This window comes from Litchfieldia salsa, from assembly GCF_900104555.1.
Classification (GTDB): domain Bacteria; phylum Bacillota; class Bacilli; order Bacillales; family Bacillaceae_L; genus Litchfieldia; species Litchfieldia salsa.
Window position 1 is genome coordinate 43,966 of sequence record NZ_FNJU01000010.1, and the last position, 15,591, is coordinate 59,556.

Consider the following 15,591-nt stretch of genomic DNA (forward strand, 5'->3'; position numbering starts at 1 on the left):
CCCGGTGTTCCATTGTCTCCACCCGGTGTTTCGTCTGTAACAAATACAGCATATGTTGAGAAATGAGGGACATTTAATGTAATTGTTTCATTTTCAGTATTTACTTGTCCTCCACGGTGTTCCCAGTTTTCAGTCGTTTCATTAAAATAGTAGATTGCTATTTTATCTGCATCTGCTTCTTCGTCATAGCCCATACTTAATGTGAATTCGCCAGTAGGTTCAGAAGATTCCTCTGGGAATTCAAAAGTAAATGTGAAGCTGTCACCAGCAGATGTTAGACCCTCATGAGTCGTTTCTTCAACATCCTTAGGTATCACTTTTAATTTCGTACCTACGGGTAAATCTGATGGCATCGTTACTCTTACCTTTGTTCCTTTTACTGTGTAACTCTTTTCAGCCTCAACTTCAACCGAACTATTTGAAGATGGATCAATAGTAAGATCAGTATCTCCTCCTGGTGGTGGCGTTTCTCCACCATCTGAGGGATTTAAAACATGATTATAATATTCTTTAATTTCAGCTCCTGAAAGAACGATATTATTATGGATTTGTAATTCGTCCAGTAGTCCTTTGTATGGTGTATCCCAATAGTTTACGCCTAATCCGAAAACTGAATTTGAATTACTGAAAACATTCGGGAAATTTTTGCCTGAGAACATTTCATTTCCATTAATAAATACCTTAATATCCCCTTTATCAACGGTAAAAGCAACATGTGACCATTCATTTTGGGGAATTGATACTTTTGTATCAGCATCATACCAAGTCGCATTACCTGACCATACAAGGGTACGATCTGTATCTCCTCTTGGAACAACACTTACCCAGCTAGAAGAGCTTTTTGCACCAAAAAATGTCGTCGTATATTTAGTGAGATCACTTGGGTTAAGCCACAAGGAAACAGTATATCTATTACTGTTAATTAGACCATTTGGTAAAAGAACACCAGATTGTCCATCAAAAGAAGCCGCTTTTCCAACTATTCCATCACTATAACTAATTGTACCACCTACATTATTAATTCGATCGCCAGTGATTGTACCAGAATCAAAAGTACCTGTGGAATCATTAAGATTCTCATTGAAAGAATAGTGGGCAGTGGATGCAACACTATAACTTGCTTGATATGGTTTAATTAAATCTGTAGCATAAATTTCAACTAAATACTCTCCTGTAAGATCACTCATCGTAGTAATATAGTTAAATTCAAACTTTCCATCTTCACCAGTAGTTGTTTGTTCTATTAAATAATTGCTCCCAGCTGGATCAACTACTTTGACTGTTACAAGCTTATTTACTTGATTGAATAATATACCTTTTATATTTACCTTTCTTGTTGTTGAATCAAAGGAAACATCTACATCCTTCAATTCAGCAGGAGCCTTATCATACTCTTCTACTTTAAGGGTAAGAGTTTTTAATATATCCCCATCTTCTGACACCATCGTGATTTCGGCAGTGCCGGATTCTAGAGCATCCAAGATTACACGCGTTTCTCCTTCTGGTGTCATATATGGTTCCGAAATCGAAATAATATCACGGTTAGAAGAGAAAAACTCCACACCTTTGATTAAAGCTTCATCAGGAAGAACCGTTGCAGTCAAAACGGTTTGTGTATTTTTCTTAAGTACCTCTGACTCTATATTTACTAAAATATCATTAACGCTTACGTCCTTGATTGTAAAGGTTGCCCGCTCTTTCTCCGTTTCAGATGATGGTGTTGTTAATCCTAACGTTTGATCTTCCTTCATAGTCAGATATACTTGATTATCTTTATACGTTTGGAGAGATTTTTCTCCATTCGTTGAAAGACCTGAAACTACTTTAAATGTAGCTTGTTCTTTAAATTGCGTGGTACCATCATGCTTTTTGAGAATAATACTTGAACCTTCACTTGTTATATAATAGCCTGGTTTATTTTCAGCTTGGATTGAAATGTACTCTTCACCATTGTTAGTCAGTCCTGGCACAATAAACCATTGATAATTATTTGCATTCTTTACTTCTAGAGAATCCACCATGATTCCCTGATTCTCGTGATAGACAAATTGATCGTCCCCGTTTGCTTGAATCGCTTGAGCATGACCATTAATTCCTGAAGCAGTAGGTTGCATTTTCTTAATCGTTCCATCAGGGTTATAATAGATTTCCTCAATTGATACTGAACGGCGATAATCTCCTCCAGTTGGCAAGGCTGCTGTATGATAAACGAAATACGACTTATCATTAAACTCAAGCATTGCAGGATGATTTGTGCCAGTACCCTCAGTTGCATCCATGAGCTTGCCTGCATATGTCCATGGTCCACTAGGGCTATCACTCATGGCATAGCCGATATCTTCTGGCCAGTTCATAGCAAATGTCAGATAATATTTGTCTTTATACTTATGCAACCAAGGTGCCTCTGTGAAAGAGCCATCCATATCCTGAATTTCGACTCTTTGAATTTCACCGTCTAATTCAATCATATTATCCTTTAGTTTCGCATAGTAAAGATAGGTATTTCCCCAATACAGATACGCTTGGCCATCATCATCTACATATACAGTTGGATCGATATTATTCCAACGCCATCCTCCCATATTCGGTGGAGTCTCAGTCATACTACTTGTAACCAAAGGTTTTCCAATAGCATCCTGCCAACCTGTTACAGGGTTGTCAGAAACAGCAACTCCAATGTTATAGCTTGTTTCAGCAGGATTAAATGCTGTTGTGTACCAGTAAAACTTTCCGTCTCTTTCTATCGCTTGTGCAGCCCAAGCAGAGTCTGGATCTGCCCATTCAAAAAGAGTTGATGGGTATGAGGCTTCAAGTTCCCAATTTTCTAAGTCTGACGAGGAATAAATGTCCCATTCCGGCATCACATAATAATCATTTCCAACTGAAGCCGAATCATGCCCGGCAAACAGATAGACTTTCCCGTCATGTACTAAAGTAGCAGGATCTGCGCTAAACCTTCCATTAATCAAAGGGTTACCAGTATTTGTAAAGTTGGTCTCCGGTTTATCAGGTTCCTCATTCCCTTTATCAATGATCGTACCCACTTGTTCATCTGTTAATGCCCTATTATATACACGAACATTGTCAAATGATCCTTTGAAAAACGGGTCATTGTAAAATGCTTTTCCTAAATAAGCCTGTAAGTTTGCACCCATTGTAGACAAGTTGGCAATTAACTTCGTGTTTTCACCAACGAGTTTACCGTCTTTGTAAAGCTTCATTGTACTGTGATTGCCATCCTCATTCCTCTCTAAGACAATTCCGACATTCGTCCAAGAATTCTTTATCGGACTACTAAGAGGTTCAATTACTTTTTGCTCTTTTGGATTGGATTTAACTGTTAACGCAGAATACAATTCACTTTCTCTAGTACGCAAGAATAAATACTTCTGTGTATCTTGTCCAATACCAAACGTAAAGAAGAATTCATTAGCCATTTCTGATTTGATATCCATGAAAATAGATACATGATCTTTACCATCAAAATACCCTTGAGGGAATTCCAAATACGGGCTGTTCGTCCCTGCATTTCCACCACTAAGATTTAATACCTTCCCCTTCTCTTCATCGTTTATATAACTTGCTCCATTATGCAAAATACCATTATTCTGAGCACCAGATACTCCAGTATTTACTACAGCATTTCCTTGTAATACCTCATCAAACTTATACTGCAAATCAGGTTTAATATCATCACCTGAATCTGGTGTAACAGGACTCACTAGGCTATGTCCCCACTTATTCATGATGGCATCATACTCTTTTTGAGTAACTGGAATAATACTACCGTGTTTTGCACCTGTTGGCATCCTAAACTCTGTATCTCCTAATCTTCTAAAGGTACCAGAATCTAAATCTTCTGGACTATCAGCAATTAGTGGGAAGAAGCCAGCTCCTGCATTTGTATCAGCGTATCCATCTAACATTAATAGCCATTTTTCTTCTCCATTTAATTTGAAAATTCCAGGCCCTTCTACTCCACCTTGTCCGCCTACTCTTTCTTTTACTAACTCATAATTGCCCAAAACAGAATTACTTTTCTCTAATAATACGGTTATATCTTGTTCTTTTTTTGTAAAACGATAGTATGTTCCATCATGTTCAATCATTGACGTATCAATAAATGTATTTGAAACTGTACGATCTTTAAAAATCTGTGGTTCAGTAAATGTCCTAAAATCACGCGTCTTTGCATAATACATACGATGACCTTCATCATTTACATTAGATGCCCAATATACGACATATTCTCCAGTAGTAGGATCGTAAATAGTCTCAGGAGCCCACAAATTCCCTGCTCCTTCTGGTGCAATCTCAATCATTCTTTGATCTGACCAATTAATTAGATCTTCGGATTCCCAAACCATAATGGATTTACTTCCATTATTAGCATATTCCCACCATTGTCCTGCATTTGCATCTAGGTCAGTTGCAATTAAATAGAATTTGTCTCCTTCTGGAGCCCTAACGATATAAGAATCACGTACACCTTTTGTTCCAAAATTCGTTTCTAAAATAGGTTCATTATTATTCATATCATCCCAGAAAAGTCCATCTTTACTTGAAGCAAGATGAATCTGTTGACTTTCCCCATCTCCATAGATGTTTGCTCGGAAATATGTATAAATATATCCCTTAAACTCATCCAATTGGACTGACTTTTTAACAACTGTATTAAATACCTTTTCACTTACTTCTTCATTCACTTCAAGTGTTGCTGTCAATGTCACATTTTGATTTGTTGCTTGACGGGTAACAACACCTGCTGGAATATCTCCATTCTCTCCTGTAGCATCATCTGTGATGATTTCAGGATTTGAAGAGCTCCATGTGATTGTTACTGTTTGGCCATTCACAACTAATTCAGTTGGAAGGGTTATATTTCCACGGATATCCTTTTCATTAGGAATAGCTAACTTAGACTTTGCTATTTCCATTAATGAATCCTCTGCTAAAAGAGCACCATTACCTACTGTTTCAGCTTGAACGATCAAAGAGAAACCTGCTCCAGAAAACAAGCTACTCCATAGAATAACTACAATCATGATTAACGATCTAACCTTTTTGAAACTAAACATGCACTAACCTCCTCATAATTTTAGCCCTCCCTTTTTTCCCCAGTTCTAGAAATATTTCTTAGTAATTTATTCTGAACTGGTGTAATCTAATTATAAAGCGTTTTCACACAATGGAAGAATGGAGTAAATTTCGGTATTATTGCACATTTTTTTGATTCGTCATCATCTTAAAATCTAGATATGTAAATATATTAAAAATAGGTATACTATTCTATTAAATTTTTATACCAAATTATACTTAGGAGGAGGACATTATAGATGAAAGCTCGTTCTAAATTAGCTGACCTCTCATTACGGAAGCGCCTAATTCTGATTTTCCTAGCAATTCTTTTATCCCTTGCTGCAATAAACTGTGTACAAATCTATCTTTTCTTTGGATATGTTCGACAATATAACGCGATGATTGAGACAATTACCTTAACTAATTCAATTAATGGTGTCTTAAAACAAAAATTGAATGATGAAATTAGAGATATTGCTTATGGGAAAGTCCCATTTGAAGAGGGTACTCAATACGATCATCTTAAAAGTATGTACCAGAATTTAAGAAAGATTGAACTAGATGATAAAAATGGGCAATTTACACGTGAAATTCTCGAGGTGCGAGAAACCTTAACAACGACAACTGAATATATCGATCGATTAGGGGAACAAATTCAAGGGAATGTTTCTGCTGACCAGAAAAATATCACCTACGAATATATTACGATTTTATCAGATCTTATCGATGAGAAAGTACAAGCTCTTTTGCATACAACACTTGTTGTGAAAGAACAATCAAAAAATGATATCTCCACTAGCTTAAATAGAGACATAACGATCTATATCATTTCATTCATAGCCGTCATTCTCACTGCATTATTATTTTCTATTTATATGGCCCGAAGCTTTGTAAAACCTATACATCATCTAGCTCAAAAAACAAATGAAATTGCTGATGGAAATCTCACTGTAGGTAAAATTAGTCTCATTTCTAAAAATGAAATTGGAGATCTCTGTCATTCATATAACCGGATGTTCCAAAATCTTAAAAATATTATTCTAAGTGTCAGAGATACAAACAATCTAGTTGTCTATACTTCAAAAGATATTCACCAAAGTATTCTTGAAAATCGACTTGCAGGAGAAGAAGTTGCTGAAGCAACTCAAACAATCTCAGTTAACCTACATAAACAAGATGAACTAATAAACACATCAGTATCTACTTTTGAAAATCTATTCAATAAATTCAATACAATTTTACTTAAATCAAACAATATCAACCTACAGTCAAATCAAACGCTCCAAATTACAAATCAGATTAATAGTCAAATAGATGATTTCTTTTCAAGTTCGAACGGAAACATTGGAAGGATACAGAGAATTAATGCTGAAACAGAAAAATGGCAAAAAATGAATAAGGAATTGGGAGAACATATCAAACTTCTTAGCCTTATTGCTAGAGAATCTAGCTTATTATCCTTAACATTATTAAATAACAATCCAGATAACCAAAATAACAATGAATTTAAAAATCATTTATCACGTATTTCTGAACTTAATAATGAATTCAAAACACTCTCACAAACTTCTACAGAACAAAACATTGAAATATCTATACATGTTGCAAAGATGAAAGCACACTTAAAACAAGACCTCTTAGAAATGCGCAAAAGCAATCTCACATCCAAACAAATAAAAAGTGACTTCCAAGCTATTCGTTCCATTAGGGATAATCAACAGCTTGATTTAGAAAGTATAAAGCAAGACATTCAAGATGCCTATGCTCAAATGCTCTCTGTGCGTCAAATCATATTAGAAATTGAGGAAAGTTCCAAAATTAATAAAGAAGAGGTTATTGGTATTGCAGCCATGGGAGAAGAGCAATTTACTACTCTTGAAGAAGTGTCAGAAGCCTCCTACAAACTTGTAGAAAGAATACAAGAAATGAATGAAAACATAAAACAATTCAAAATATAACTTATTAGAAATTAAACTAGTAGAATATAGAAGGTTGGGATTAAATGAAATTAATAAAATCTGTGGTTTCCAGCTTTCGGGCAAAGCTCCTTATTACGTTTTTTATATTGTCTGTTTTACCACTGATCCTTATTGGCATGATCTCATATTCTAAAACATATAATATTATCTCAGAAAATTCATATAGTTTATCACAATTACAAACTGAACGAGTAAGCAGAGAATTTGATGATGTCATTCAAGAGATAAATCGTTTTGCTGAAATTGGAAAAATGGACAGTACGTTACAGTTCTTAATTGATAAAGAAAATACAGCTGATGAAGCTAAAATTATTTTAAATATGATTGAGCATTATAGAGAAAGTTTTCAATATAGTGAATATGTCATGAATATTAGAATCATTGGTCTTGATGGAAAAGCTATTAGTGAAGATCACGGGGTACATCAATTAGATAATCAAACATATAAAAACTTATTAACTACTACTTTTAATAACCAACAGAGGAGTCCCGTTATAAAATCTACATATAAAAACAGTACCCCGGCACTATCTCTGACAAGCACAATCAGTAATGGTGAATCCAAAGAAGTAATTGGAATCATGAACATTATTATAAAGGCCTCTGGCTTTAAGGATATCCTTTACGATACATCTACTCAGCTTTCTGGAACTTTTCAAGTTGAATCAGAAAATGGTGATACCCTTTTTATTTCGCCAGAATTCGCAAGCGTCACAGAAATAACTGATAGAAATATGATTGCCGAAAAAAGCTCCGGTTATTTTTCTGAAGGTTCAACATTTGTTGTATTTTACACATCAGAATTAACTGGATGGAAATTCATTAGATATACACCACTGTCAGACATTACGAAAGATACTACTGAAATAAAGAGCCTAATTATACTTACAGTCGGCACTAGTATTATATTTATCATATTTTTATATTTTATCATCACTTCTAAGTTAATACTCCCCCTCCGCGTCTTACAGTACAAAATGAACCAAGCTTCTTCTGGGGACTTTACAGTAAAAATAAATAATCATAGTTCTGATGAGATTGCTCAACTTGGCCAAAATTTCAATAGTATGATATATAAAATTAAAACCCTACTAGACAAAAGTGTAAATGAACAAAAGCAATTAAAAATTGCAGAACTAAAAACAATGCAAGCACAAATAAATCCACACTTTTTATATAATACACTTGAGACGATTATTTGGATGGCAGAAGCAAAGAATACCCCAAAGGTTATTGAAATAACTAAGGCATTGTCACACTTTTTTAGAATATCTTTAAGTAAAGGAAAGGATTTAATTCTATTAAAGGATGAAATTGAACATATTCGTAATTATCTAGTGATTCAAAAGATGCGATACCAAGATATTTTAGATGTAACATTCCATTTAAATGAAGATATCTTAAAATATGAAATAATCAAGCTTACTCTACAGCCTCTTGTCGAAAATGCCATTTATCACGGTATTAAAAATAAACGTGGTAAAGGCTTCGTTCGAATTAAAGGTGACTTTACTCCAGAAGGGTATATTTGTATAGATGTGATAGATAATGGGATTGGAATGTCAGAAGAAAAGTTAGAAGACATTAGACTTCAGCTTTCCCGAGGAATACCGTTTGATAAGGACAAAGGAGGCTTTGGCATGGTGAATGTTCATAATAGAATTCAACTCCATTATGGAACCCCTTTTGGCTTAAAAATAAATAGTTGGTATGGCTCCGGAACACGTGTCAGTTTAATAATCCCAGTAGTGGACGGTGATATAAATGAAGAAGATCTTTTTAGTAGATGATGAAATAGCAATTCGTAATGGCATTGGCAAAAGCATCGATTGGATGAGTGAAGGGTTTGTCTATTGCGGTGACGCTTCAGACGGTGAGATTGCCCTTCCTTTAATAGAGAAACACAAACCAGATATTGTTATAACTGATATAAAGATGCCATTTATGGATGGGTTGGAATTAAGCAGGCTTTTAAGTTTGAAAATGCCTTCAACAAAGATTATTATCCTTAGTGGTCATGACGAGTTTGAATATGCAAGAGAAGCGATGAGAATTGGGGTAAATGAATACTGTCTGAAACCAGTCAGTTCTCAAGATCTACTTAAGATATTAAAAAAAGTTTCTTCTCAAATTGATAAAGCAAATCATACTCAGAAGAGATTGAGTGACTTAGAAAATCAAGTATTACAAAACAAATATGCTTCCCGAGATAAATTTCTATATGATATTTGTGAAGGTTCTTACACTTCCTCTGCTGCAATTAAAGAAGCTGCGAGTTTAAATCTTGACCTTATTTCAAATTACTATTTTATTATTATACTAGAGTATACACATGATTCAAGCTTCATGACATGGATAGAGGATGATTATAATTGCCTACGTTTTAGTAGAAAATTAAAAGAAGATATCTTTATTATGAAGGGGGAATCTCAACTAGAATTAGAAAAAAATGCTGAGATGATTAGAGAGCGTTTACAAGCATATGAAGGAAGTCATCCTGACAGACCTATTATTTTCGGTATTGGAAAGATTGAGAGTCGAATTCAGGGGATTAGTTTATCCTTTAATGATGCTGACGAAGAAAAAAGCTATTCAACCATAATCCATAAATATAGTACAAAATCAACCAATAGAGACCTTGAGTCAAAAATAGAGTTACATCATTTTAAACGAAAAGATTTAATTGATTTCCTTAAATTTGGATCTTCTAGTAATGTATCTAGCTTTGCACGAACGTACTCTTCTTATCTTGAAAATGGTAACTTTCGTTCACCATTTACTACCTATTACTTTTTAATGGACTTTACCATTACCATCACTCACTTTCTAAAAGAAATTGAAATGGATAACATTGATGTCATGCAAGAGATTAATCAATTAGAAACAACTGCAAGCTGGATTAGGTCTTATCATGATGTATTAAACTATATGGAAAAAATGTTAGACCTTGTTACAACATGTAGAGATAGTATGTACAGTAAATTTTCTACTCCTGTAGAAATGGCTGTTGAATATATTCACCAAAATTACAGTAACTCAGTGTTATCACTTCAAATGATGGCAGACACTGTAAATGTTAGTGCTTCTTATTTGAGTCACTTATTCAGTCAAGAAACTGGTCAAACATTTATTGAATATCTAACAAATGTCCGGATGGAAAGAGCAAAAGAACTTTTAATGACCACCCGCAACAAAACATATGAGATTGCCTATGAAGTTGGATATAGTGATTCACATTATTTTTGTAGATCCTTTAAAAAAATCACTGGCATGACAACGAAGCAATTTAAAAATCAAATGCAATCAGTTTGAGAAAATGTATATTTGGATTATTTATAACCTAACCTAAAATCATGAAAAACTTATCTTTTACACTCATCATACTCGTATACATCATTTGGGCTGTGATACTTTTTTTATACATGTATTACGAAGGGGTGTTTAAATTACTTGAGTAATAGTTCATAGTCCTATTACTAAAAGCCACCTTTAACATTAGTTAAGGTGGCTTTTCATCGCCTTAATTTCCGGCTTACTTTATCTTTTCTACTTCTAGTAATCATTTACTCTTTCTACAATAATGTCTTCGTCTATTCTAAACGTTGTGGATTGTAGAATACTTTCAGAGGAAGTTCCTATATTTACTTTGTATCTACCTTTTTCCACTACCCATAATGACTTTTTTTCGTCAAATGATGCAAGATCATTTAAATTGAGAGTAAATTCAACTAATTGATGTTCCAATGGTTTCAATTCTTTTGTTTTCTCGAAAGCTTTAAGTTCTAGTAGTGGTTCTTCTAACTTCCCATTAGGACTCGTTAGGTATACTTGTACTACTTCTCTTCCTTTGACATCTCCTACATTTTTCACATTTAGATTTAGGTGTATGTTATTTTTCTTTTTTTCTACTTCTAGGTTTTCATAATGAAAGCTGGTATAAGATAATCCATACCCAAACTCATATGCAGGCTTTACATCAAAAGTGGTATAGTAGCGATACCCTAAATAAAGATCTTCTTCATAAATAACCACTTTTGGATTATCCTTTGGTGTACCTGGGAAGCTCTTTGCTGATGGGACATCATTGTATTTCATAGGGAATGTGGTAGAAAGTTTTCCTGATGGATTTACCTTCCCTGATAAGATATCGGCTACTGCATGCCCTGCCTCCTGCCCTGGCTGCCATGCTAATAGAATCGAGTCAACTTTTTCTCTCCAGCTTGCTACTTCGATAGGTCCACCAATGTTAAGAACTACAGTTACTTTTTTTCCTGCTTGATGATATGCTTCTGATACCGTTTCAATCATTGATTGTTCTTCATTAGTTAAAAGAAAGTCTCCCTTTTCATTCTCTCTATCTTCAAATTCTCCTGATATTCTACCTATCGTTATGATTCCAGAATCCGTGTCTTTCACTACATCTTGTAGTTCATTAGACGGAATTGGCTTTTCAGGAATTCGTGGAGTAACTAATCCAAACTCAATTCCTAAAGGTCCTGGTTTACTTTTATACTCCGGTAGTTGTCTTAAGCTTAATACATATGCCTTATAGCTGCTTAGAAGTCCTTGATGAAGCTTAAATCCCTGTTTCTCCAAACCTTCAGCTATAGAAACTGTATATTTTGCTTGTACAATCCCACTTCCAGTTCCACCTTTTATTGTTTCAATCTGTGTGTTACCAAACAATCCAATTTTTGCATTTTTATCGAGTGGTAAAGTTTTCTCGTCATTTTTTAATAAGACCATTCCCTCTGAAGCAACCTTTCTTGCAACCTGTGCATGCTCTTCAAGATTCGGTTGATTGGAGTATTCATAGCCTTTGAAACTTGGGGTTTTTACCACTGTTTTAAGAATATGCTTAATGTTTCGATCAAGAATTTCCTCATCAAGCAAGCCACTTTTCACAGCATGTATAAGCCTAGTAATATGTTTCTGTTCACCTGGCATAATCAGATCGTTTCCTGCTCGCATCTGTGCAATGGGATCCTTGCCAGCAAACCAGTCAGTCATCACAAAGCCATTAAAATTCCACTCTTTTCTTAATATGGTTGTTAGCAACTCCTTATTTTCAGAAGCAGGTACGCCATTTATTTGATTATAGGCACTCATCACTGCCAAAGGCTTTGATTCCTTGACAGCTATCTCGAAGCCTCTAAGATACAACTCCCTTAATGCTCTTTGTGACACGACAGTATCAATCTGCATTCTATTTGTTTCCTGATTATTTGCGACAAAATGCTTTAGTGTGGCACCAACCCCCTGAGATTGAACACCCTTTACATATGAAGCACCCATTTTCCCTGTAAGTAAGGGATCTTCGGAAAAATATTCAAAGTTTCTTCCACCTAAGGGATTCCGATGTAGGTTTAATGCTGGAGCGAGTAATATGTCAACTCCATATTCTTTCGCCTCATCGCCTATGGCTGACCCTACAGCTTCCACCATTTCCGTATCCCAAGTAGAGGCTAGTAAAGTCTCAATAGGAAAAGCCGTTGTATAATATGTATTTGGAATACCTTCTCTAATTGGATTGATTCTTAAACCAGCTGGGCCATCCGCGAAAATCAACGCAGGAATACCTAATCGTGGTATTGCATGGGTTACACCTACAGCCCCTTCGATCTCTGCTTTTGGAATTCCAAACATTCCTGGCATACCACTGCCCACAACCATCTTCACCTTTTCTTCTAAAGTCATTGCCTTTATTACTTCATTTATTGAAGCCTTATCTGTTAACTGCGGAGGAAGTGATGCAAGAGCAGCTCTTTCACTGAGGTGTGGTAAAATAATAAAGACAACTATTAGAAAGACCTTTTTGAGCATAATACTATTTCTACCCCCTTCTATGTTTGATGAATCATCTATGTAATAATGTTTACTATTACTCGCATAAATACATATGAAGTTAAAAAATAAAAAAATGCAGACCACTAGGATCTACATTTACACAAAAATTAAAATATAAAAAGTCCACATGATTTAATTGCTTAGGGCTGCTGCATTCCTGCCCTGACCCACTTCGCAATTTCACCATTGGACTTTAATTGGATTAGTTGGATTTGCACCCACACAGAGGATAAATATCTCTGCCTTTCTATAAGTAACCCCATATGAATAAATATACTAAGTTAACACTCAAATCATACAATCCTCATAAGCCGTGTTTTGTTCATCATGTGCTACATTCGGCTAGAAGCCTCGCACAAAATGGAGAATCATCTATCTCATGAATAGATTCATGGTGTCTTTTGGTTCAATTCCCGCCAGACACTTCCCCTACCAAATTTGGGTTTCTCGCTCGTGGGGTTTACCTCGTTCCACCTTCAAAGTTTCCTTTGAAGCTCCGTCACTGTGGCACTTTCAAGGTATTCGCACCATATCAAGAAAAGCTGAAGCGCCTTGCTCAGCCCCGACAAGCATAAGACGAGCCGGCTAGAAAGTTGCTTTTTAACCTTCTTGACGGATTGGCTTATGACCTCGAGGGGCTAGGCGCTGAAGCTAGACAATTTCTAGACTTAGGTTACTTTCCCTGCCGTCAATCCAGCATGAGCCAGATTGCCCTAGCTTACTGTTTCGCTAGGCACGAACACTACAGACATCTCAGCCTGTGCGAGCACGGACTTTCCTCACAGAATTAAATTCTGCGCGATTCTCTCTGGTGTATGATTATTCGGTTGCTGTTAACTACATTTCTTATATTACAACACATTAACTCAGAAGTCAAATTCTACGAAGTTATTATTGGTTGGTAAATTTATATAATTCACTACTTTAAATCAAAAAAGAGAAAACACTATCATTTAACAACCTTAAATTAATGGATATTGGTAATGGAGGATAAAACAAGATAAAAGAATTCATGCTGTCTTGCATAATTGAGATACAACAAGTAGATAATTTAATAGAATTTAATGAAGAGGAGGTTTTAAAATGGGTGTATTATCTACATCTCCATCTAATATGGATTTTTGTATCGAGACTTGTGTAAAGTGTGCAAGAGCTTGTGAGGAATGTTCAACAGCATGCTTACAAGAGCCAGATGTACAAGCAAGAGTGAAATGTCTTCAAATGCTTACTGACTGTGCTGAAATGTGTTTACAATCGGTAGCTTTAATGTCACGTAACAGTTCATTCTCAGCTCAGCATTGTCAGCTTTGTGCAGCAATTTGTGAAGCTTGTGCTGTAGAATGTGAAAAATTTAAAGACGACCATTGTCAAGAATGTGCTAAGATCTGTCGTGAATGTGCAGAGTCTTGCAGAAAAATGGCTTCTTAATTTCAAACGAACTAAAACCCCCAAAACGGGGGTTTTTATTTAGGATTAATACTATTCTTAGTTTTCCTTATTAATATTAATTGTATTTCCTTCTTTTGCAATTTGACTCCAGCTTTTCCCACCATCCTGTGATAAATAAATGAAACGTTCGAAGGTTGTGATAACAATTTCCGAACTATTTTGTGGGTTTACTGAAATATAAGAGATTGCATCCTCATTACTTATATCTGGAAGGCTAATCATAGTCTTGTCTTTGGAGTCTAAGTCAATTTTTGTCAAGATTGACCCGTTATCAAATCCCCCAACAAAAAGAGTATTATCTTTTGTAAAATGAATTGCCGAGGTTGGTACATTAGGAACAATACTTTCAAACGTGTTACCATAATTATTAGATATATAAGCTCCTTGTTCTGTTCCAACTGCCACTATTTTTTCATTCTCTTGGTGAACAGCTATTGATGCTGCCTGTCCTTCTAAGCCTTTCATCTCACTCTTTGTCCATGTTTTAGTATCATCCACTGTGAAATACAGACCCGTATCTTCCATTCTGCTATTTGGTTGTTGATTTAATACATATATTGCATGTGAGTAGTAACCTACAGCCATGCCATGAAAATCGACTTCTTTATATAAATCTAAGATATCAAGATTTTTTCCGAGGTCGTTACTTTTCACAATCCCAAAAGGATTTCCAAGCTTCGATCCTACTGCCGGATGACCGCTACTATAAAATCCTTCATCAACCATCGAAAACCCCATATAATCGTGCTGTTCCCCTTCAGGTTTCCTCCACACTCCATCTGAGAATTCTCTTAATCCATCATGAGCAGGAACAAAAAAAGACATTCCATCATTTGTATGGCCAATCCCATGAATGTGCATCAATTCCATCCCACTCGCTATTTTACTATCCTCTTTATTTAATGAAATAAAGCCCAGAATAATCGTGCTCACTAATGTGATTGTACTTAGCCATTTGAAAATTGTAGAGGTCTTTTGTAATTGAAACTTCGCTTTTCCTTTTACTATTTTTAATCTTTTTGTAGTATATATTAGATATATAACCGACATGAGAAAAACAAGGGAAGAAGCTATCAATCCCCATTGAATAAACTTATCAAAAACTAAAGCCTCTTGTTGATGCTCTTCTGCTGTTCCATGAGCTAATACATTTATCTGTAATCCATATAAAATTGTTGCTAACAATGGAATTGTCTTTAGCTTTTTCATTTTTACCACCTTATCTAGCTTAATTGGG

Annotated in this window: 7 protein-coding genes and 2 other RNA genes; 4 read left to right on the forward strand and 5 right to left on the reverse strand. The window is 35.3% G+C overall.

All coding sequences use genetic code 11. The annotated features are described in order from the left end of the window. On the reverse strand, positions 1 to 5,078 hold a 5,078-nt coding region (locus BLQ56_RS16945; RefSeq protein ID WP_175490361.1), incomplete at its 3' end, for a family 43 glycosylhydrolase. A 258-nt stretch (positions 5,079 to 5,336) separates the two neighbouring features. Between BLQ56_RS16945 and BLQ56_RS16950 the strand changes: the two genes are divergently transcribed. From BLQ56_RS16950 to BLQ56_RS16960, 3 genes are read left to right on the forward strand one after another with little or no spacing between them, the layout of a single operon-like run. Further along, on the forward strand, positions 5,337 to 7,037 hold the full coding sequence (locus BLQ56_RS16950; RefSeq protein WP_090857052.1) for a HAMP domain-containing protein: 1,701 nt from the start codon (positions 5,337 to 5,339) through the stop codon (positions 7,035 to 7,037). A 44-nt stretch (positions 7,038 to 7,081) separates the two neighbouring features. After that, positions 7,082 to 8,848 (forward strand): sensor histidine kinase, encoded by a 1,767-nt coding sequence (locus BLQ56_RS16955; RefSeq protein ID WP_090857054.1) that lies wholly within the window; start codon positions 7,082 to 7,084, stop codon positions 8,846 to 8,848. After that, positions 8,823 to 10,370 (forward strand): response regulator, encoded by a 1,548-nt coding sequence (locus BLQ56_RS16960; RefSeq protein WP_090857057.1) that lies wholly within the window; start codon positions 8,823 to 8,825, stop codon positions 10,368 to 10,370. The genes BLQ56_RS16955 and BLQ56_RS16960 overlap by 26 nt, the downstream gene beginning before the upstream one ends. A 240-nt stretch (positions 10,371 to 10,610) precedes the next feature. Here BLQ56_RS16960 and BLQ56_RS16965 read toward each other — a convergent pair whose 3' ends face one another. The 3 genes from BLQ56_RS16965 to rnpB form a co-directional block, all read right to left on the reverse strand. Then, a complete protein-coding gene (locus BLQ56_RS16965) occupies positions 10,611 to 12,881 on the reverse strand; it encodes a beta-glucosidase (RefSeq protein ID WP_090857060.1) in 2,271 nt (756 codons plus the stop codon). Positions 12,882 to 13,017: 136 nt separating this feature from the next. Next, an RNA gene (gene ffs / locus BLQ56_RS16970) (signal recognition particle sRNA small type) lies at positions 13,018 to 13,103 on the reverse strand. A gap of 104 nt (positions 13,104 to 13,207) precedes the next feature. Continuing rightward, positions 13,208 to 13,720: RNase P RNA component class B (gene rnpB / locus BLQ56_RS16975), an RNA gene on the reverse strand. A gap of 268 nt (positions 13,721 to 13,988) precedes the next feature. Between rnpB and BLQ56_RS16980 the strand changes: the two genes are divergently transcribed. Beyond that, positions 13,989 to 14,333 carry a four-helix bundle copper-binding protein gene (locus tag BLQ56_RS16980; RefSeq protein ID WP_090857063.1) on the forward strand — a complete coding sequence of 115 codons (345 nt, stop codon included), beginning with the start codon at positions 13,989 to 13,991 and terminating at the stop codon, positions 14,331 to 14,333. A gap of 57 nt (positions 14,334 to 14,390) precedes the next feature. On the opposite strand, the gene BLQ56_RS16985 is transcribed toward BLQ56_RS16980, so the two are convergent. Next, on the reverse strand, positions 14,391 to 15,563 hold the full coding sequence (locus tag BLQ56_RS16985) for a F510_1955 family glycosylhydrolase (protein ID WP_090857066.1): 1,173 nt from the start codon (positions 15,561 to 15,563) through the stop codon (positions 14,391 to 14,393). Between the last annotated feature and the right edge of the window lie 28 nt (positions 15,564 to 15,591).